This is a genomic window from Levilactobacillus namurensis DSM 19117, assembly GCF_001434785.1.
Classification (GTDB): domain Bacteria; phylum Bacillota; class Bacilli; order Lactobacillales; family Lactobacillaceae; genus Levilactobacillus; species Levilactobacillus namurensis.
On sequence record NZ_AZDT01000046.1, the window covers coordinates 41,069 to 62,490 of the forward strand.

16 protein-coding genes are annotated in these 21,422 nt (G+C 53.7%); 8 read left to right on the forward strand and 8 right to left on the reverse strand.

Annotation, left to right across the window (positions count from 1 at the left end):
* Nucleotide 1 precedes the first annotated feature (1 nt).
* The 3 genes from FD30_RS07425 to FD30_RS07435 all read left to right on the forward strand — a co-directional run bounded on the left by FD30_RS07425 (nt 2) and on the right by FD30_RS07435 (nt 3,086).
* Complete coding sequence (locus tag FD30_RS07425) at nt 2–1,519, forward strand: zinc ribbon domain-containing protein (protein WP_056944503.1); 1,518 nt, start codon at nt 2–4, stop codon at nt 1,517–1,519.
* A gap of 14 nt (nt 1,520–1,533) precedes the next feature.
* Nucleotides 1,534–2,445, forward strand: a complete 912-nt coding sequence (locus FD30_RS07430) for a zinc ribbon domain-containing protein (RefSeq protein ID WP_056944504.1) — start codon at nt 1,534–1,536, stop codon at nt 2,443–2,445.
* 101 nt (nt 2,446–2,546) lie between these two features.
* A complete protein-coding gene (locus FD30_RS07435) occupies nt 2,547–3,086 on the forward strand; it encodes a GNAT family N-acetyltransferase (protein ID WP_056944505.1) in 540 nt (179 codons plus the stop codon).
* Nucleotides 3,087–3,282: 196 nt separating this feature from the next.
* Here the strand turns inward: FD30_RS07435 and FD30_RS07440 are convergent, their stop codons facing one another.
* Nucleotides 3,283–3,846 (reverse strand): NADPH-dependent FMN reductase, encoded by a 564-nt coding sequence (locus tag FD30_RS07440; protein WP_082604846.1) that lies wholly within the window; start codon nt 3,844–3,846, stop codon nt 3,283–3,285.
* A 10-nt stretch (nt 3,847–3,856) separates the two neighbouring features.
* The gene (locus FD30_RS07445; RefSeq protein ID WP_056944506.1) at nt 3,857–5,335 is read right to left on the reverse strand and encodes a vinyl phenol reductase; all 1,479 of its coding nucleotides are present in this window, start codon (nt 5,333–5,335) and stop codon (nt 3,857–3,859) included.
* Nucleotides 5,336–5,495: 160 nt separating this feature from the next.
* Here FD30_RS07445 and FD30_RS07450 point away from each other — a divergent pair, with 160 nt between their 5' ends.
* The gene (locus tag FD30_RS07450) at nt 5,496–6,416 is read left to right on the forward strand and encodes a LysR family transcriptional regulator (protein WP_056944507.1); all 921 of its coding nucleotides are present in this window, start codon (nt 5,496–5,498) and stop codon (nt 6,414–6,416) included.
* A 109-nt stretch (nt 6,417–6,525) separates the two neighbouring features.
* Here the strand turns inward: FD30_RS07450 and FD30_RS07455 are convergent, their stop codons facing one another.
* Nucleotides 6,526–7,776 carry a chloride channel protein gene (locus tag FD30_RS07455; protein WP_056944508.1) on the reverse strand — a complete coding sequence of 417 codons (1,251 nt, stop codon included), beginning with the start codon at nt 7,774–7,776 and terminating at the stop codon, nt 6,526–6,528.
* Between the two features lie 33 nt (nt 7,777–7,809).
* Nucleotides 7,810–8,820: an NAD(P)-dependent oxidoreductase gene (locus FD30_RS07460; protein WP_056944509.1), complete on the reverse strand. Its 1,011-nt coding sequence runs from the start codon at nt 8,818–8,820 to the stop codon at nt 7,810–7,812.
* A 372-nt stretch (nt 8,821–9,192) separates the two neighbouring features.
* Between FD30_RS07460 and FD30_RS07465 the strand changes: the two genes are divergently transcribed.
* Nucleotides 9,193–9,849, forward strand: coding sequence for an EAL domain-containing protein (locus FD30_RS07465; RefSeq protein WP_056944510.1), 657 nt, complete (start codon nt 9,193–9,195; stop codon nt 9,847–9,849).
* 74 nt (nt 9,850–9,923) lie between these two features.
* Here the strand turns inward: FD30_RS07465 and FD30_RS07470 are convergent, their stop codons facing one another.
* A complete protein-coding gene (locus FD30_RS07470; protein ID WP_056944511.1) occupies nt 9,924–10,388 on the reverse strand; it encodes a hypothetical protein in 465 nt (154 codons plus the stop codon).
* Between the two features lie 634 nt (nt 10,389–11,022).
* On the opposite strand from FD30_RS07470, the gene FD30_RS07475 reads away from it, so the two are divergent.
* Nucleotides 11,023–12,669, forward strand: coding sequence for a peptide ABC transporter substrate-binding protein (locus FD30_RS07475; protein ID WP_056944512.1), 1,647 nt, complete (start codon nt 11,023–11,025; stop codon nt 12,667–12,669).
* Between the two features lie 540 nt (nt 12,670–13,209).
* Nucleotides 13,210–14,862, forward strand: a complete 1,653-nt coding sequence (locus tag FD30_RS07480; protein WP_056944513.1) for a peptide ABC transporter substrate-binding protein — start codon at nt 13,210–13,212, stop codon at nt 14,860–14,862.
* 64 nt (nt 14,863–14,926) lie between these two features.
* Here FD30_RS07480 and FD30_RS07485 read toward each other — a convergent pair whose 3' ends face one another.
* The 3 genes from FD30_RS07485 to FD30_RS07495 form a co-directional block, all read right to left on the reverse strand.
* Nucleotides 14,927–16,597, reverse strand: coding sequence for a glycoside hydrolase family 13 protein (locus tag FD30_RS07485; protein ID WP_056944514.1), 1,671 nt, complete (start codon nt 16,595–16,597; stop codon nt 14,927–14,929).
* 38 nt (nt 16,598–16,635) lie between these two features.
* Complete coding sequence (locus tag FD30_RS07490; RefSeq protein WP_225426475.1) at nt 16,636–17,928, reverse strand: SLC45 family MFS transporter; 1,293 nt, start codon at nt 17,926–17,928, stop codon at nt 16,636–16,638.
* Between the two features lie 369 nt (nt 17,929–18,297).
* A complete protein-coding gene (locus tag FD30_RS07495) occupies nt 18,298–19,305 on the reverse strand; it encodes a LacI family DNA-binding transcriptional regulator (RefSeq protein ID WP_056944515.1) in 1,008 nt (335 codons plus the stop codon).
* A 229-nt stretch (nt 19,306–19,534) separates the two neighbouring features.
* Here FD30_RS07495 and FD30_RS07500 point away from each other — a divergent pair, with 229 nt between their 5' ends.
* On the forward strand, nt 19,535–21,211 hold the full coding sequence (locus FD30_RS07500; RefSeq protein ID WP_056944516.1) for a glycoside hydrolase family 13 protein: 1,677 nt from the start codon (nt 19,535–19,537) through the stop codon (nt 21,209–21,211).
* Nucleotides 21,212–21,422 lie beyond the last annotated feature (211 nt).

Genomic DNA, 21,422 nt, shown 5'->3' on the forward strand with positions numbered 1-21,422 from the left:
TATGAACCAACGTCCGTTTTACGCGCCCGCTGACGACCAAGCCAGTGGCGACCGACCCAACTTCTGTCCCCACTGCGGCCAACCCGTCGCCCCGACCGACACGTTCTGTCAAAATTGTGGGTACAACCTGGTCACCGACCAAGTGACCAACGACCAGACGCCCGAGGCACCGCAGCCAACAGCCTCCACACAGCCCAACCCGCAACCAACGGCTTCGCAGACCACGACCCCGCAACCAGCCCCGACGCCCCAGCGGCGCCCGCGCACACCCCTGACCAAGTCCCAAAAGGCCAAGTGGTGGGGCCTGGGACTAGTTGGGGTGGTCCTAGTTGGCCTGATTGGCTGGGGTGGCCACTACTACTCGAAAGCCACCACGCTAGACCGCATCACCAGCGATATCCGGAGCGGGAAACACCTGACCCACGACTTCGCCAGCAGTAGCGCTGATTTAAAATTGACCACCGCTAAGCTGGTCCCGGTCAACCGCTACTACCGTGACCATCCCCAACAGCTGGCCAGCTTAAAGGCTCAACTGGCAGCTGGGGGCCGGAGCACCGACGGGCATTTCACCTACCGGTCTACGGGACGCCGTTTCCTGCTCTTCCCTAAGTACCAGATCAACGTCACGCCGGTCTATCCGACGGTCACCACCAACCACGCCAAGACGGTGATCTCCCTGGATCATCACACGGTCGCCACGGCGAACAGCGATACATATACCAAGAAGTTGGGGGCCCTGGTCCCCGGCGAATACCACTTACAGGCCAGCGGTAAGGTCGGCAGTCATCAGCTGACCAACAGCAGTGACTACCACATCACTAGCGATAAGACCTACGATCTCGAGTTGCGGACCATTTCGGCGACCTTTAATACGGTCCCGGCATCCACCATTTACCTCAACGGCAAGAAGGTGGGGACGGCCGACAGCACGGGGACCTTTACGCTCAAAGACGAACCTTGGTCCGCCAACATGAGCGTTTACGCTCAGTACGGGTCGACCAACGGCACGGCCAAGTCGAACACCGTGATGCTGGATAAGAACGCCGACGGGGACACCGTCGACCTCAAGTATCCGGGCGTGATTGACGAAAGCGACGCGGACGACTTCATCAGTAACCTCTTCACGGCCATCGAGAACCTATCGAACAACGGTGACATGGATGACGCCACGGACGACGAAGACGACGACCTAGACGCCTTCTTCGAAAACGGCAGTAGTAACACCGAGTACCAGCAGTTTAAGTCCATGGGCCAAGGCTACTATAAGGATGACAACATCGACGGAACCACGATTACCACCACCATCAAGGACATCAAGCCCGGTCCCGACCGGACCAGTCTGGTCACCTACACGGTCAAGTACGACTTCATGCTCGACGACTACGACCACATCCAGACCTTCCAGTACACGGCAACGGTTAAGGATACCAGCCACGATAGCGATGCGAGTCTCAACAACCAGATTGTGAAGATCACACCCGCGCAGAAGATCAACGACTACCACGATAATGACGACTAAGGAAGGACTTTAATATGGAAAAGACCACCTCGAAATTCTGTCCGCAATGCGGGCAACCCCTCGCAGCGGGGGCTAAGTTCTGTACCCACTGCGGTTACCAACTCAAGACACCAGCGGCTGCGGCCGCACCGGACCAAGCCACGAACACCGCATCGGATCAGCGCCAAGCCACGACCCATTCACAGGCCGCAAACGCCGACCAAGCGGCCCCTAACCAGCGCCGCGACGATGTTCAACGGGTCAAACGCTTCTCGGGTAACTACTTTGCCTGGTGGCTGGCAACCGTCAAGCACCCTACCCGAACCGTCGAGCAGACCCCGGCTCTCTTCGGCGGCGTGACCTACCTGCTAGCGGCCCTGTTTCCAACGCTGGGACTGATGTTGCTGGGCTTTCGGGCTGCGTCCGCGGCCAATCAGGCCACGAACCTGGAGCTCAACCTGACGGGCATCATCTGGCGCGTCAGCGTTGCCGTACTGATTGTCTTACTGCTGACGCTGGCCATTTACGCGGGCGTGGGCTACGGCTTTCGGCGACTTAACGACACCACCGGTCAGCTGACGTTCAAGGCTTACGTCACCAGCTTTGCGGGCCTGTTAAACTTGGGGCTCGCCATCGAAGTGCTGGGCGTCATCGTTAGTCTGTTTACGCCGGTCGACTCCGCGACGGGTCTGGTCAGTTGGGGCTTCTTGTTCCTGCTGATTGGGGCGGCCATGCTGATTTTAAATATGGCCTTCGTCTACAGCGTGGTCAGCGACACGCCGCAACCCCGGTGGGACACTTTCTACTTATTAGTGGTCGCCATCATCGCCCTCTCCTTAGCCCTAGGAATCTTTAGCGGCTTGGTCGGCGGCGTGATCGGCAGCTCGCTGGAGAATACCTTCTCACAAATCTTCGATAGTTACGGCAACACTTCTAGCATTTGGTAACTTTTAAAATCCGCGGTCTTTAGGGACGGCGGATTTTGTCTGCCCTTTGCGGTCCAACCGTGGTATTCTAGGGTTTAGACATTCTCGAAGGGGGCTCTGTTATGAGCTTAATTTATATCAAACGCGCAACCCTGGCAGCTTTGCCAGACATTATGGCCATCATCGATAACGCTAAGGCCTTATTAAAGGCCGACGGTAGCCCGCAATGGCAGGACGGGTATCCGGATACCGCCACGTTGAAACGCGACATTGCTGCGCAACAATGCTGGTTGTTAATGGTGGACGGGAAGATTGCGGGGACGGCGACCATGGTGGTGGCCGACGACCCTAACTATCACCAGATCTATAACGGGGCCTGGCAAAACACCACGGACCCTTACGCCACGATTCACCGGATCGCGATTGGTGCCGACTTTGGTGGTCAGCACCTGAGCCACTACTTCTTCTCCAACCTGATCAGTTCGGCTTACCGCGACGGCATCCGCAACTTCCGTATCGACACCCACGACCTGAATAAGCGGATGCAGGCCATCGTAACCAGCTTCGGGTACGCCTTCCGGGGGAAGATCTACGTGGACGAACCCGCCGAGAATCCTGAGGATAACGCGCGACGGGCTTATGAGTTGAATTTGCAAGACTAGCAGGTGGTCATCGGCCTGACTGGGTGCGTCAAGACAAGGCTGGAACGCTCATTAAAACCCGATGGAGAATCCCAATCGGCGTCAAGATTAACCTGGTACTTAAAATAAACCGTCGCATAAAGAAATGGTCCGTGAAAATCTGAAGATTTTCACGGACCATTTTTACTAAATGTATTTTTCTAGCCTGCTAATGCCCCTAAGCCAGGGCTAACTGCGTCTCACGGTTAGTTTGGACGAACCGTTGGAAGGACCCGAAGCACTTCTCCAAGAATTCTACGGTCCGCGCATCCGTCATCTGTCCCTGTTCGTCAAATTTCTGACTAGCAAAGCTCAGCATGAACTGATTCCCGGGTAGAACTTGGGCATTGATACCGGGAGAGTTTAAGATTTCTCGTAACTGGGTTTGAGCCCACGAGGTACCTTGTTGGCCTAAAGAGGCCCCCACGATCATGACGGGTTTGTCGGTCAGGGGATGCCCCACACAAGAGAGCCACTCTAGGCAGCTCTTCAAGCAGGCCGTAATCGAATGGTCGTATTCGGGCGTAGCAATAACGACCCCGTCAGCCGCTTCGATCGCCGTCATCAGCTCCGTAACAGCTTCGGGAACGGCTTTCATCAAATTCTCGTTAAACATTGGCAACTGCCCAATCTCACGCACTTCTAGTTCAACATCGCTCGCAAAATGCTTAGCCATGTATTGAAGTAGCGTCCGGTTGTAGGACCGGTTGGCGTTATTCCCAACAATCCCGATTAATTTCATGATTATCCTCCTATTCCGTGACGTTTTGACTTTGAACGTACTTAGCAGCATGGGTTCCAGAATTCCGTCCGGAGTAGAAGGCGTACCCCACGCAAGTCCCGGGCATGTTGGGGCCGTAAGTATCCCCCGCCAACCCAGCGGCGTCATTGCCTGCCGCGTAGAGTCCCGGCATGACTTGGCCCGCAGTATCCAGAACTTGGTTATCCGGCGTGACTTGCAAGCCACCCATGGTACAGAAGGCACCCACGTTTAACTTGAACCCATAGAACGGTCCTTGGGCAACGGGAACCAGGTAATCGGCGTCCTTACCGAACAAACTATCCGTACCATTGGCACAATCTTGGTTATACTGGTCAATCGTTTGGGTCAATTGGTCCACAGGCAGATTCATCTGGGCGGCTAAGTCTTCCAGACTATCGGCTTTGAAAATGAACGGCTTCTTGGCAGCCAACGCTTGGTCCATCTCGGCTTGCAGCTTGTCCATCTTCTCGCCCCGCTTGACGTAAACTCCCAGGCCCATGAAGTTTCCATCTTTAGCCATCCGATCAACCGTGGCTTGGTCCAAGATACTAAAGACTTGGTCTTGAGTGTACAGGGCGTTCCCGGCGTAAGAGAAGTTATAAACCACAGACTCGTCCACGAAACGTTCGCCATCCCCATTGACCCATAGGAGGGGTTGTTGGCCAGCCGCCGTGTTCATCTGAGAAGGCATCATCTTAAATGACGGTTCGTCGGGATCCTTCAAGTAACCGCCAAAGAGCATGGCCATCCCCGTTCCATACGACTTCGCACCAGCATCCCAGGCCATGGTCAGCCCGTCACCGGTCCCCTTCCCAGAACTGACCGGTACCAGTCGATCTGTATCGTAGTGGGTTAATTTCTTCATTAATTTTGCGTTGTTCAGGTAACCTCCCGTCGCCAACACCACGGCACGGGTCGCAATCGTGGCCGTTTCTTGAGTCGCCACGTTCTCGATAGTGACCCCCGTAATGGCATGGTTCGCATCCTGCTTTAAAGCCACGGCTTGCGTCTGCGTCAGAACCTCGACACCGCGTTTCTCAGTTTGAGGTAACAAAGCATCGTGGAGGACGGCATTCCCCATCCCTTTGTAGATGTGCCATGTGGCTTCCCCAGCTCCCATGGCTTGAACGCCTTCGTACTCGACACCTTGGTCCTTCAACCACTCTACGGTATCCGCACTATGGTCGATATATTGCCGCCAGATCCGTGAATCGGCGCGGAACTTCGAGTAACCAACTTCTTCTTTGAGAACTTCCGTGCCTGATACGTGAATGCCTTGTTCTTTTTGTAAATAAGAATCAACGGCGAAGAGCCCTTCCGTGTAGTTACTGCTACCACCGGTGTGCCGACCTTTTTCTAGCAACAGGACAGTAGCCCCATTTTCAGCAGCCGCCAAGGCAGCGGACGTCCCCGCAGCCCCGGTACCGACAACGACTAAATCATAAGCAGTATTCTGGGTAAGCGACATGATGATTCCTCCATTTTATAGTGAGTTAGTGAGCATTTTAAGGTAAACTGGATGTAATCTCTTGAATGATTCAGGAACTATCATAGCTGTAAATTGGTTCACCGCAAACCGGGGTTTCGGTTCGCTAGGCGAACTTTAAGTTCATCTAGGAGGTCTTTACTTGGATATCGATAAACTTAAAACCTTCCTGCAAGTCGCCCAATATGGGAGCTTCAAGCAGGCGGCCGTAAAACAATATCGCTCTCAACGCGCTATCTCCAAACAAATCACCCAGATTGAAACAGAGCTGGGAGTAACCCTATTCTGGCGCCATGCCAACCGAATTACGCTGACACCCCAGGGACGTTTCTTTCAATCGTCAGCGCAAGACATGGTTAACAATTACACCCAGACCCTAGCTGATCTGCAAGCGTTCAATCAACAGGCCAGGCGAACGTTACAGGTCGGCTACTTCTCGGCCTTCGAAGAACGGTTATTACGGCAGGCACTCTTTCAAATGAAAAAACGAGACCCTAATTTATATTTAACGCTGCGTGAAGAAAGTAACGAACATTTAGTCGAGAGTGTCCGCAACGGGAGTCTGGATGCTGCCCTATCCATCAACTACGGACAAGCCCCGACGCTAAGCTCCCCGGAACTAGCTACGCAACCCATCTTCAGCGGCGAGATGGTGATGGGCGTTAGTACGCTCAATCCCCTCAGTCAGCAGAAATTCCTGACCCCCGCCGATTTAGCCGGCAAGCCCGTCCTGTATTACAGCCCCGAATCCTCCACCTTCTTGCTAGAAAGCTTCCAAGCGCGGATGCCCTTCATGGTGGATAACCAACAGATTAAGCGGGTGACCAGTGTGGAACAACTCCAGATGGCGGTGGCCTTAGACCAGGCCATGGCGTTCTATCCGGCGGGGCTACTAGACCAATCCTTGATGACGGTAGATAGTCATATCGTTCTTCTTCCGGTTCATCAGGCACCGCGACAAGACTATGAAATTGTGGTGATTTATCGGCGGGGCAATCCCAACCCCACCCTTGCAGACTTATTCGCGCAATTCAAACAGCTACACCCTAACAATCAATTATGATGGGCGCTTGTTTAACGTTCCAATGAGTCATGAGACCCATCAAACCACAAAATGGCACGACTTCCGGAAAATTCCGAAGTCGTGCCATTTCTTTACACTATATGTCAATTTAGTGTGCTTTTTTCAAAATATACTTAGACGTAATCACCGCCAAGCAAACGCCCAACCCCAGCGGTAACAGGGCCGAGTAGTTCAAATGACAGACTTCAAAGATCATAAATAGTGCCATCAACGGCGCCTGTTGCGAAGCCGCTAATAACGAAGACGCACCGAGTAATCCAGTTTCCCAAATCGGTACCGCGGGGAAAAAGTGATTAACCACGATCCCAAAGGTCACACCGACTACCGCGCCAATCGCAATCGACGGCGTCAAGGTCCCCCCAGAGGCCCCCGCGCGCAGGGAAAGTACCGTAACCAGGGCCTTTAAGACCGCCCCGATTAACAAGACCTTCAAGATAAACCCAGCGTTAGTGGTCGCAAATGCGGTCTGGGCCAAGGGCCGCCCGTTACTCATGATTTCTGGGAAGTAAAAGGCGATGAGCCCCGTCAACAACGCGACCAACGGCAGCTGCCAAAGCAGCTTATTATCCCGGGTCTGGTGGGCGTTCGCCCATTTAAACAGTTTGCGGAACAATGAGCCCAAAATCCCACAAACCGGACCCACGACCAAGACCACCAAGGTACTGATCAGTGAAAACTTTCCGTTGCCAACGCCATAGTAGGGATGGAACCCCTTGAGGAGTGACCCCACCAGCATGGCTTCGATGGACATCGTCAGACTAACCAGAATCGACCGTTGATCAATGCGTTTCAACAACAGTTCGAGGCTAAACATGGTCCCGGTAATCGGCGCAATGTAGACGCCGGCGAATCCGGCACCGGCCGCGGCGGCCACCAGTAACTTACGGTCTTCAGGTGACAACTGGACCGGCGTGAACTTACTCATAAACCGTTGCCAGGTCTGGGAGAGCATGGCTCCCAGTTCCCGGGGCGCCAATTCTTTCCCGACGGACCCCCCGACACCCACGAAAAAGATTTGGGTGAAGACGTGTAGCGCCGTGGTACCCACGGGCATCTTTTTACCATCTAATCCCTGATTAATAGAGACCGTGGGCTTCATCTTGGTGCGCATGAACCACCACGAAAGGGCCGCTAGGATGCCCCCTACCACCAACGAAATCAGCCGGATTTTACCACCCGCGGCCCAAGCCACCGGCGACCAAGTGGTTTCGTTGTAGCGTAAGAAGAGGTGCTCAATCACGTCATAAAAGAGGCTCAACGCCAGCGATCCCATTCCCGCAAGCACCCCAATAATGATGGTGGAGATTGCGAGCACTCTGTTTTCTTTACTCTTTAACATATCAAACGTCCTTTGTGATTAATTTTAAGCTAATTATCCATGGGTTCGCACTGAAACCCCATTCGTCACCCGACCAGTCGCCCACCATTCCCGAAAGTTCTGGTAGCTGACTTTGATCATGTCTTCTAAGGCCGGCTCGGTGAAGGATCCCATGTGCGGGGTCACCATCACGCGCGGGTGGGCTAATAATTGCCGCACGGCCGCATCCGGGACCGTAGCGACTTGGCCAAAGTCCTGGCCAATCAACTGGGTCTCGTGAGTCACCACATCCGCCCCGTACCCGCCAAGCTGGCCGGCATCCAGGGCGTGTAAAATCGCCGCCGGGTCTGCTAATTCGCCACGCGCCGTGTTGACCAGAACGGCCTGGGGTTTCATTTGTGCTAAGAAGTGCTGATCCAAAGACTGGTCGTTTTCCCCCGGAATATAGGGGACGTGAACCGAGACGATGTCACTGTGGCCCAGTACCGTGGCGCGGTCGCCGAACGTCACCACTTGCCGGTCGGCGACCTTAGGATGGGGGGTGTAGGCCATGACCTGCGCACCCAGCCCCCGGTAGAGGCGGGCTTCCGCCATCCCAATGCGTCCGGCACCGATGATGCCCACCGTCGCCGTATGGAGTTCCCGGCTAAAGTAACTGGCGGGCACCCGAAAGTCCCCCTGACGCGTCTGCTGAACTGCTGCATCAACGTGGCGAAAGAGGCTGAGCCCCAAGGTCAACGCCAGTTCCGCCACCGCATACGGGGAGTAGCCCGGCACCCTGGCAATCTGGATACCGAATTCCGCGGCCGCCGCGAGATCAATGTGGTTAACGCCCACAGAACGCGTGAAGACCGCCCGAATTCCCCATTTTGAAAATCGGCTCAGGTTTTCCCGGTCCACCACGCAGTTCCCGCGGACCAGGACCCCGTCCGCACCGCGAGCTTGGTCGGCGTTAGCGTGGGTCAATAAGTCCGCCACATAGGTCATCTCGAAGTGGTCATGATTTAACCGGTCGAAGTACGGCCGCTCGTTGGGCCGCACCCCGTACGCCGTAATCTTAGCCATGATACCCCCTACTTTCCTGTTCAATAGATTTACTATACCACCGATTAACCCCCATTTTTAGCGCTAGGCCCCTTAAATAAGTCCTAAATGTGGCTGCCTGCGCATCACAATCGCGGCATTACGCCATCCCCGAATCCCCTGATTTTCGCAAGTAGCCACTGGCGCTAACCCCTAGGGTCCCGGGGGATTCACGCGGGTGAGCATCCCCAGAGCCATAAAAATAAACCCGAAAGAATAACGGTATGCGCGGTTAAAATGTTACTGGTTTTTGATATTGGATAGCGCCTTTTAGTCGCTATTTTACGACATAGGCTGTATAATTGCGGGTAGTATGAAACTCATCGAGTTTATGGAAAGGGGATTTTAATCCCGATGTATCGTTTCTTTGTTCAACCACAAATCAACGTGGCTACCCAAAAGCTAGCTGGTTATGAATTGTTATTACGCTCTTCGCACCACGATTACTGGGTAACGCCGACCAATTTTACGGCCGTTTCTATGGCCCAACAGATGGTCCTGTCGCATCGGGAAATCACGAACATTCTTCGTGACCATCCGAACAATCCCCAGATTTCCTTTAACCTGAACCGCGAACAATTCAACGACCAAGAAACGATTGGCCATCTGATTAGTCTGAAAAAGTCCGTCCCGGGCCTGCACCTGATCATTGAACTGACCGAAGCGCCGTCCTTAAGCGAAGTGCACCGTTTCGCCGCACTGTACAAGGCCTACGATATTGAATTAAGTCTGGATGATGTCGGGACCGATAACCCCTGGACGTCGGCGGTTCGTGAGATTCTCCCGTTTATGGACACAATCAAGTTCGCCCTCCAGAATTTCCGTCGGCAACACCGGCAGTCTGAGATTCACAACAGTCTGCAGACTTGGCGCGACGTTGCGGACCTGTATCACCTGAGCCTCACCGTTGAAGGCATCGAGGATCAATCCGACGTGGCCTTGGCCGAAAAATACCGCGCACAAACCACGCAAGGCTACTACTACAGCAAGCCCGTACCTTATTGTGGCTAAAACAAATAACCTTCCCTGACGCTGACTGGCGTTAAGGAAGGTTATTTTTGACGGATTCTACAATTTTCTAAATCTTATTTGTAAGGGTAATTTCTAACCTTAGACGTCTTACCGCTAAACTTATAATAGGTGGCATGCCCGGTTACCTTAGACCCGGACTCATCAAAGTAATCAACTTTTAACGTTTTTTTGGTCTTGTGCATGTATGCTAAATAAGCTGGGGATTCACCGCCCATTGGCACGTAACGCCCCCCCAAGATAAAATCATGCTTGCTAAGATTGCTGTGCGCTAACCGGTAAACCAACGCTTGATCCGTTTGGGCACCATAATCTTCAGTGATTCGACTTCCCGTGATATGTAAGGTTCGAAAGTTCCAATAATACTTGTGATGCCCAAAATACGTTTTGTGCATCTTGGTGCGGTAGTAGCCACGAATGGCTCTGGGCGTTCCGTCGTAAACTTTAGCTGCGTTCGCCGATACGGAGGAAACACTGACGCAAGCCACTGGGATCAACAGTCCTAAAAGAAACTTCTTCATGGTCTAAACAGCCCCTGTCTTTAATAATTCGCTAGTTTTAGCTAAACCTATTTTACGTCCAGACTAATGGCAGTTGCGACGGGCATCTTCAGGTGCTAATTACCGTTTATTTGTTATTAATAACAAACCAAGTTATTGATTAAACCGTACCATTTTCATTACTTTTCTCCCCCTTCCCGCTGTTTCCGTGTTCCGCAAAAACTTTATATAAATATTTTTATATAAAATCCTACCATATAGCCACCCCAAATCTCGTCCGGTCCATCACCCCCCAACCTAATTTCCCCTGTTGACAGCCCGCCCGTTCCGCACTAAAGTAAGGCCATATTCAACAACCGATTAACGCAACGCAATATCAGGAAGAGTAGTCGCTTCCGCTAACCATTAGAGACCACCGGCAGCTGAAAAGGTGGGTTACAACCCTGCGACGAAGATGAGCCTGATTGCTGGCCCGCAGTGCAAGCTGTTGGCTCGATTCGTGACCCGTTACCGTCACCGACTTTTCCGACGTACGCGGAGAAGTTGCGGAGCTGGTGGGTGTGAACCCATCACAAAACGAGGTGGCACCACGGGAGATCGTCCTCATGCAAATTGCATGAGGACGATTTTTTTATACCAAATGGGAGATGGGTCTATGCAACACAAGGGAATCTACGTCGCATTATCCGCCATCAGCTTACTGGCCTTGGCGGGCTGCGGCTCCAAAGCCGCGGGAAACACCGGCAACTCGAAATACGCCGCCAACCAGGTTCTAAACTGGTCGGAGAGTCAGGAACTCGCCACTTCTGACCTCTCCAAAGTCACGGATACCGTTAGCTTCACCATGCTTCAAAACACCCAAGAGGGGCTCTACCGCCTAGACAAGACCGGTAAGCCCGCCAACGCCATTGCCACCAGCACCAAGGTCACCAACGGCGGGAAGGATTACGTCTTTAACCTGCGACACAACGCCAAATGGTCCAACGGTGACCCGGTCACGGCTCACGACTTCGTCTACTCGTGGCAACGGTCACTAGATCCTAAGACCGCGTGCCAGGACGCCTACTACATGTACGCCGTCCGCAACGCCAAAGCCATCAACCAAGGGAAGCTGGCCCCCAGCACCCTGGGCATCAAGGCTGACGGCGACTATCGGTTAGAAGTCCATCTGACCAAGCCCGTGTCGTACTTCAGCAAGCTCCTCGCCTGGCCGCTGTTCTACCCCCTGAACCAGAAGGCCGTTCAACAATACGGCAAACGGTTCGGGACCACTTCGGCTACCACCGTTTCCGACGGGCCTTACAAGCTGACCAAGTGGAACGGAACCAGTAAGACCTGGACGCTGGCTAAGAATCCGAAGTACTGGAACCACGCCAACGTACACCTGACCGCCATCAACTACCAGGTCAACCAGAGCACCACGACCAGCTTTAACCTGTTCACCGCCAAGAAGCTTGACGAGACCAGCCTCAACGGCCAACAAGTCAAGAACAGCTTGAATAATCCAAACTTCGTCAAGCGCCTCCCCACGGGGACGCAACGCCTGGACTTCAACCAAAATAAGGTCAAAGCCTTCAAGAGTCTAGCCGTCCGGCAAGCCATTTCCACGGCCATCGACCGTAAGCAACTGGTCAACGACGTGCTTCAAGATGGATCCGTAGCTTCTAACGGCTTCGTGCCCCACGGCATTGGCAAGAACCCCAAGACCGGGGAAGCCTTCGACCAGGAGGCCGAAGTGCCGTCAGCCGCCACGTATGACCTGAAGCGCGCCAAGCAGTTGCTGGCCAAGGGCTACAAGGAGACCGGGACCAAGTCGATCGACGCCACCCTTTCCGTTTCCGATACGGACGGGGCTAAGAAGGTCGCCGAGTTCGTCCAGAGTTCCTTGCAAAAGCTGCCCGGCGTAAAGATTAGCATCAAGAGTGTGCCCTACGTCCAACTGATGACCCAGCAAGCCAACGGCAACTACCAGCTGACCTTCAGCGGGTGGCAATCGGTCTTTGCCGACCCGATCGAGTTCCTAAACGTCTTCGCCAAGGGCTCGAGCTTTAACACCACTGGCTGGAAGAACGCCCAATTCTACGACCTCCTCAATCAGGCCGAGAACCAGGATGGTAACCAACCCGCCAAGCGCTGGGCCAAGCTAGTCGCCGCCGAAAAGGTCTTGATGAAGACCCAAGCCACGGTTCCGCTGTATCAACAGGCCCAATCGCAGCTGTTACGGACCAACGTCAAGGGCATCATCTATAACCCCGCTGGTGTGCCTTATGACTTCACTGACGCTTACATCGGGAATAACTAAGCGTCCCGTTTCAAGTCTCTCAGGTACCCAAAACCGCCAATGAGTCCATCGACTCACTGACGGTTTTGCCCGTTCAAAATGGTTCTAACCTAATTTTTTTAGCTCACCAGCATCCCCATTTCTTCTATGTATGCCCCCTTCAAACGCCCCTCATCGGCAAAACAACTTTCAATTTTTCCGTTGACAAATTGCACCAAAGTGATTATTCTTAGAATCACATTAGAAATTTAATAGATTTGTAAAGCAATGCCAGGAAGAGTAATCGCATCCGCTAAGTGCCAGAGACCACCGGTAGCTGAGAAGGTGGCTTACAACGATGAGATGAAGATGAGCCTGGTTCGCTGATGATCAGTGCAAGCTAATTGTCCGACTTGTGGCCCGTTACCGCCACCGACTTTTCCGACGTACGCGGAGAAGTTACGGAGGTGATCGGTGTGAGCCGGTCATAAATCAAGGTGGTACCACGAGTAATCGTCCTTATGTCTAAGACATAGGGGCGATTTTTTTGACCCCGATGATTCTCTAAAGGAGCTGACTGACATGTCCTATCGTAAAACCACCACTTACTTAATCGTTTCCGCCCTGAGCCTCCTGGCCCTCGCCGGCTGCGGCACCCAGACCACCAGCAAAGCCACCGGCAATTCCAAGTACGCCGCCAAACAAGAATTGAACTGGACCGAATCCTCGGAACTCGCCACGGCCGACCTTTCCAAGGCCACCGACACCCTGAGTTTCACGGTCCTCCAAAACACCCAAGAAGGCCTCTACCGGCTCGACAAATCGGGGACCCCGCAAAACGCCCTAGCTACCAGCACCAAGGTCACCAACGGCGGTAAGACCTACACCTTCAACCTCCGCAAGAACGCCAAGTGGACCAACGGCCAACCCGTGACCGCCAAAGACTTTGTCTACTCATGGCAACGCACGGTCAACCCCAAGACCGCTTCACAAGACGCATTCTACCTGTTCCAGGTCAAGAACGCCGAGGCCGTCAATGCCGGCAAGAAACCGCTGAGCGCGCTGGGCATCAAAGCTACCGGCAAGTACCAACTGACCGTCAACCTGACCAAGCCGGTCTCCTACTTCAAGAAGCTGCTGGCCTGGCCGCTCTTCTACCCACTGAACCAAAAGGCTGTCGACCACTACGGCAAGCTTTACGGGACTCGCTCCGACAAGACCGTCTATAACGGTCCCTTCAAGTTGACCAAGTGGAACGGGACCAGCAAGTCCTGGACCCTAGCCAAGAACGCCCACTACTGGGACCGTTCCGCCGTACACCTGACCAAGATCAACGAAGTGGTCACCACCAGCACCACTACCAGCTACAACCTCTTCAACGCCAAGAAGACCGACGAAACCCTGTTGAGTGGTCAGCAGGTCAAGAACAACTTGAACAACGAAAACTTCGTCAAACGCCTCCCCACGGGGACCCAACGCCTGGATTTAAATGAAAAGACGGTCAAGGCCTTCAAGAACGTCAAGGTGCGCCAAGCCTTCTCCGCGGCCATTGACCGGAACCAGCTGGTCAAGAACGTCCTGCAAGATGGCTCCGTAGCTTCCACGGGCTTCGTGCCCGCCGGCATGGGCAACAACCCTAAGACCGGAGAAGATTTCAGTAAGGAAGCGGCCGTGAAGTCCGCCACCAGCTACGACCTCAAGCGGGCCAAGAAGCTTTTGGCACAGGGCTACCAAGCAACCGGCACCAAGGCCATCAACGCCACTTTGTCCGTGGCCGACACCGACGCCGCCAAGCAAGCCGCTGAATTTATCCAAAGCGCCTTAAACAAGTTGCCGGGGGTCAAGATCACCATCAAGACGGTGCCTTACGTTCAGCTGATCACTCAGCAGCACAACAGTAACTACGACCTGACCTTTAGCGGCTGGCAATCCGTCTTCGCTGACCCGATCAACTTCTTGGACGTCTACGAAGCCGACTCCAGCTACAATACGGCCAGCTGGAAGAACGCCCAATTCGACAAGCTATTGGACGAATCGGAAAACCAGTACGGGAACCAACCCGCCAAGCGCTGGGCCAAGTTAGTCGCCGCCGAAAAGGTCCTGTTGAAGGACCAGGGGACGATTCCACTGTACCAATCCGCCAAGTCACAGCTCTTACGGACCAACGTCAAGAACATCATCTACAACCCCGCCGGTGTGCCTTACGACTTTAAGACCACTTATATTGCGAAGTAATCCGCCGTTTAGACCGAAAAAAAGCGCTGTAAAATCACCCGATTTTACAGCGCTTTTGTGTGTTTTAGTCAAACAGGTAAACCTTGCTTTCGTATGGTCGTAAAGTGGTCCCCTGGTCATCGGCATAGTTACCAATTAAGCGCTGGGTCGCCTGGGCTTGGCCATAATCTCGCTCAACGGACTGGTCCGTGAAGTTGGTCATGACTAGCAAGGTCTGGCCCTGGTAATGCCGCCGGAACGTGAAGACGGCCTCATCATCTGGGTCCACTTCTTGGTAAGTCCCGTAGCGAATGATCGGCGTCTGGTGCCGGAGCTTGATCAACTTCTGGTAGTAGTAGAAGATTGAATCAGGATCCGCCAACGCTGCTTGGGCGTTAATGGTGGGGTAAGTCGGATTCAACGCAAACCACGGTGTGCCGTCCGTAAAGCCTGCGTTAGTCGTTGCATCCCACGGCATCGGCGTCCGGGCGTTATCCCGTGACATGTGCGCCAGGTACTTCAGCATGGTCGGTCCGTCAACCAACTTCTTTTGCTCAACGAGTTCGTGATAGAAGTTGATGGACTCAAGGTCTTCGTACTGGCTCAATTGGCTATAGTGCGCGTTGGGCATCCCCAGCTCTTCACCTTCGTAAACGTAGGGCGTACCTTGCAACATGTGTAGGGTGGTGCCCAAAGCCTTCGCCGACCGGACCCGGTATTCGGGGCGGTCATCGCCGAAACGAGAAACAGCACGGGGTTGGTCGTGGTTATTCCAGTAGAGGCTGTTCCAGCCCTTCCCGTCTAGGGCTTTTTGCCACCGCCCTAAGGCTTGCTTGAGTTCCGTTAACTTCACCGGTTGGTCGTTCCACTTGGCCAAATGCTTATCTGGATTAGGACTCAACGTCACGTGTTGGAACTGGAAGACCATGTTCAATTCATGGCTGTTCAGTCCCGTATACTTTACGGCGTCTTCGGGGGTTGAACTCGGCATTTCCCCGACCGTCATCACGTCATAGTGGGACAACACTTCCCGATTCATTTCATGCAGGTAGTCGTTGAGCTTAGGCCCGTCCGCGACCATCTTCTCAACGGTCGCGTAGTTGGCGGGTGCTGGCGCGTCCGGCAACCCGGCTGGTTTCGAAATCAGGTTGATGACGTCCATCCGGAAGCCATTGACCCCCTTGTCTAACCAGAAACGCATGATGTCCCATACGGCATTGCGGACGTCGGGATTCTCCCAGTTCAGGTCGGGTTGACCAGGAGCGAAGAGGTGCAGGTAATACTGTCCTCGTTCCGGGACATAGGTCCAGGCCGAACCGCCAAAGGCCGCTCCCCAATTATTGGGTTCGTGACCATCGACCGGGTCGCGCCAGATATAGTAGTCGGCGTACGGGTTGTCCCGTGACGACTTACTTTCCTGGAACCAAGCGTTTTGATTGGACGTGTGGTTGACCACCAAGTCCATCAATAGCTTCATCCCGTGCCGGTGCGTTTCCGCCAGCAAATGGTCGAAGTCGGCCATGGTGCCATACTGGGGATTAATCGCCTTATAGTCGGCGATGTCGTACCCATTATCCTTGCACGGTGACTGGTAGATTGGGTTGAGCCACAACACATCGACGCCTAACTTTTGCAAGTAGTCGAGACGCTGGGTAATGCCGTTGAGGTCCCCAATTCCATCATGATTGCTGTCCTGAAAACTTTGTGGGTAAATCTGATAGACGACTGAATCTTGAAACCACTTTGAATTTGCCAATTAAAAAACCTCCCATAATCAACCGCAACGCTTCCGTTTTAAGCCGCCGGTTGATCATCAAACTTCGAATGAATCAAATGAACACTCAACGCAGCCAAAATCAGGGAACCCCCGCCAACTAGGAACATCGCGGGCATCGAATGACCGACCCACGGGAAGATCCAGAAGCTGGCAACGGAGGCACAGATCTGTGGCAAGCAGATACTGCAGTTGAATAGGCCCAGATACGACCCTTCGTTCTCACCATTCAGGGCTTCCGTCAGTAAGGTAAACGGCTGCGTGTTCATGGTCAGGTAAGTAATCCCAATCAAGATAAACGGAATAATCAGCAACCACTTATTGTGAATAAAGAAGATGCCGAAGAAGCCCGCGGCGCCGGCTAACAACCCGACCTGATACCAGAACTTCCGGTGACTCGGCTTGGTGTGGGCTTGAACCAATAGGCCCCAGACCACCGCCGCGATGGATTGGATGCAGGTCAGCACCCCGAACCAATTCCCAGCGGCTTGGTACCCCGCCGAAGCGGAATTACTGGTGTTCCAGACGTTCAACGAAATCGCTCCCGTCGCGTAGGTCCAGGAGTAGAGGATGGCGAACCAGGTAAAGAATTGGACCACAGAAATTTCCCAGAAGACTTTTGGTGCAGTCTTAAGAAGTTGCCACAGACTGGGTTGCTTAACTTTCTTGGTAGTGTCTAGGTTATGGTAATCCGCATAAGTCGCGGGGTCATATTCATGCACCTTGATAATCGTGACGATGGACGTCGCCAGTAGGACGATGGCGGCCAGGTAAAAGGCAATCTTAACCGTTAATGGAACTTCCCCTTTGGGGGCCACGTTGGCGATTCCAAAGGCCGCCAGGATAAAGGGCACCATGGTAGCAACGACACCGCCTAGGTTAGAAAATGATTGTTGCCAAGACCAAGCCAAGTCCTTTTGGTCTTCATTGACCATGTCCCCAATCACCATTTTGAAGGGTTGCATGCAGACGTTAGACGTCAGGTCCATAAACAGGGTGGCGACCGCGGCAAACCACAGCGCCGCGGCGGACCCGTAACCAAAGCCAAACGATCCGGCGTTGGGAAGCAAGACCAAGACGATGGCGGCAGCCGGTGCACCGATCAATAGGTACGGCATCCGGCGGCCAAACCGATTCCAGGTCTTATCGGAGTACTTTCCGATCAAGGGTTGAATGACCATCCCGGCCAACGGCGGCAGGATAAAGAAGAAGCCCAGCTTGTTCGGGTCGGTCCCAATCGTTTGAAAGATACGACCTAGTTGTGATTGTTGTAAGGAAAAGGCCATATTGACCCCGAAAAATCCAAAAGTCATGGCAAAAATCGTACTTAACTTCAATGATGGCAGATGATGAGTGACTTTCGGCTTTACGGGCGTCGCAACGGGGTGCGCTTGAGAAGTGTTCGAAATACTGCTAACTTTCATGTTGTTGCCTCCCGATTTCAAAATAATTCCGGTTACTGTAAGCGCTTACTACGATGCTTATGCTAGCACCGAACACAAACGTTTGCAATAGCGTTAAATCAAAAACTCAAACGTTTGTGTAAATGATTGACCCCCTTCGCAACGGAGACCCCCGGGCGCCGTAAGGATTGTCGCATTGGCTCGCCATTAAAAAGTTTTTAAGCATACCACTCAAAAAGTGGTCCCCCACTAACGGGAGACCACCAGCCTCAACAAATTCTAAGTTCGTGCCACAAAATCGACCACGCTATCCCGCGCCACCACCTGAATTGGGGTAAAGCGCTGTTGTTGCGGTGTCTCGGTCGCCAGCATCCGGTTAACGCCCGCCACACCCATGTCGTAGAAGCTCTGGGTCAGACTGGTCAGCTGCGGCTGGACGATGTCACACAAGTCCGTCCCGTCGATACTCATCACGGACAGGTCGACGGGCACCATCAGGCCCAGCATCCGGGCTTGATTCATCACACCAATTCCCGCCAGATCACTGCCGGCCAAGACTGCCGTGACGTCCGGGTGAGCCCCGTACGCCTGCATCGCCGCTTGACCGGCCGGGTAACTGTAATCTCCCGGGTGAATCCACGTCGGTCGTGGGGTGATTCCCGCCTCAGCCAGCGCCTGGCGGTAACCGGCCTCCCGGAGCTGCCCGGTGATGGAGACCTGGGTATCGACAGCCGCTAGTCCGATTCGGCGGTGGCCCCGTTCCAACAGGTACTTGGTGGCCTGATACCCCACTTGCCAATCGTCAGACGTGATGAACGGCATCTTGGGGCCCTCGAACGAGATGGATAGGAAGCAGTACGGGATCTCCGTGGATTGTAAAAGCGCTAAGTTTTCCGGCGCTAGGTCCACGGAGAGCAGGAGAATCCCCCGTACCGACCGCTCAATCACAGTCTCCAATGCCCGGCGTTGCCGTTCCGCATCACCATCGCCGGCGTACAGGATAATCACGTTGAGGTCCGCGGGAAACGCCGTGGCCTGGATGCCCTCGATGATCTGCGTCGCAAAGTTGGTCTTGGTGGTGTTGACGATGACCGCCAAGTCATGGCTTCGTTGCGTGACCAGTTCGGTCGCCGCCGTGTTCTTCCGGTAGCCCAGTTCCTTGGCCGTCTGTCGGACCTTTTGTGCCGTCTGGGCGCCGAAGAAGCCCGCCTTGTTGGCCAACACCCGGGAAACCGTCGCGGGCGAGACCCCCGCTTGTTTAGCGATATCTTTGATGGTTACGCCCATCATGGTCACCTCCCTGATTGTTTAATGGTTACCTTCTATTCTACCGGTTTTTGGTCAAAAGTGTTACCGCCTTCGCTAACCTCGCTCCAAATTAACACAAACGTTTGTCTTTTTGCCTTCACGCTATTGCGAGGACTTCGGGAAACTGCTAAAATCGGTTTTGTAAGCGATTACTAAATTGAAATTTACATTAATCTCCGTAACTCATTCCACAAGGAGGACATTTATCATGACCAAAAAATGGTGGCAAAACGCTGTGGTGTACCAAGTGTATCCCCGCAGCTATCAGGATTCTAACGGCGACGGGGTCGGTGATCTCGCCGGTCTGACCCAGCGACTCCCCTATATCAAACGGCTAGGAGCCGACGTCATCTGGTTAAATCCCATCTATAAATCACCGGATAAGGATAACGGCTATGACATCAGTGACTACCAAGCGATTCAACCCGTCTACGGCTCAATGGCTGACTTTGATCAGATGCTGGCGACGGCCCATCAGACCGGCCTGAAGATCTTAATGGATCTGGTGGTCAACCACACTTCTGACCAACATAAGTGGTTCCAAGAGAGTCGCCAGTCCAAGGACAACCCGTATGCCGACTACTACATCTGGCGCGACCCAGTCGACGGCCATGCGCCGAACAACTGGGGGTCCTACTTTAGCGGTGGCGCCTGGACCTACGAACCTAAGCGGGGCCAGTACTACCTTCATCTCTTCGCCCCCGGCCAACCGGACCTGAACTGGGAGAATCCTAAAGTTCGCCAGGAAGTCTGGAACCTGATGCGCTTTTGGTTAGATAAAGGCGTCGACGGTTTCCGGATGGACGTCATCAACCTGATCTCCAAGCCCGCCGGCCTCCCAGACGCACCGGTCGCTCCCGGAGCCCAGTACGGGAACTCGGAGCCGCTGGTGTCCGATGGTCCTAAGCTCAACGACTATCTCCAGGAAATGAACCGGGAAGTGTTGTCCCACTACGACGTGATGACGGTTGGGGAAATGCCGGGGTCTACGCCTGAAGACGCCATTCAATACACTGGCCTGGATGCCAATGAACTGAACATGGTCTTCCAATTCGAACACGTGGGGCTCTCCGCGAACCCCGATGAACGGCTAGGCAAGTGGAACGACCAGCCCGTTCAATTAATTGACCTCAAGCGCTCCTTATCCCGGTGGCAAACGGCCTTAGATGGTAAGGGTTGGAACAGTCTCTACTGGAACAACCACGACCAGCCGCGCGCCGTTTCCCGCTTTGCGACCGATGACCCGCAATACCGGGTTCGAGCTGCCAAGATGTTGGGGACGACCCTGCACATGTTACAGGGAACGCCGTACGTCTACGAAGGCGAGGAACTGGGGGAGACCAATGTCCACTACACTAAGCTCAGTGATTACGAAGATCTGGAAAGTCTGAACGCCTACCACCAAAACGTTGAAGAAGATCACTTGGTCGACAGTCAGACCATGCTGAAATATCTGGCCCACATCTCTCGGGATAACGCCCGGACGCCGATGCAATGGGACGCGACCGCCAACGCAGGGTTTACGACCGGTAAACCGTGGTTTGCGCTGAATCCAAACTATCCTCAAATCAACGCCAAATCCCAGGTCGATGATGATCAGTCCGTCTTTAATTACTACCGCCAGTTGATTGCGTTGCGGCACCACAGCGACCTAATCGTCTACGGGAGTTACCAAGCACTGGACCCAGAAGACAACCAGGTCTTTGCTTACAAGCGGCACTACCAGGGCCAGACGTTATTGGTCATTAGTAACTTCACGGCGGAATCCGTGACTCGTGATTACGGCCAAGCTCAGGCTAGTCAACGATTGATTGGCAACTACGCTGACGACGCCGGGACCACCTTGCGGCCATACGAAACGAAGGTTTACCAGTTTAACGACTAAGTCTTAAGTCTCTAAAAAAGCCAGCTCTCCTCGTGAGGGCTGGCTTTTTTAGGGCGTTCTGGTGGTTGGCCGCACGTTTCAGCACCGTAGCGTTATCGTTAGGATTAAAGGAATCTGGGGGGGCTCCAAACTCCGGCACTACGAATTTTGGGTATAAAAAAAGAACCCAATCACTGGGTTCTTCACGTCGCGTGGCAACGTCCTATCCTCG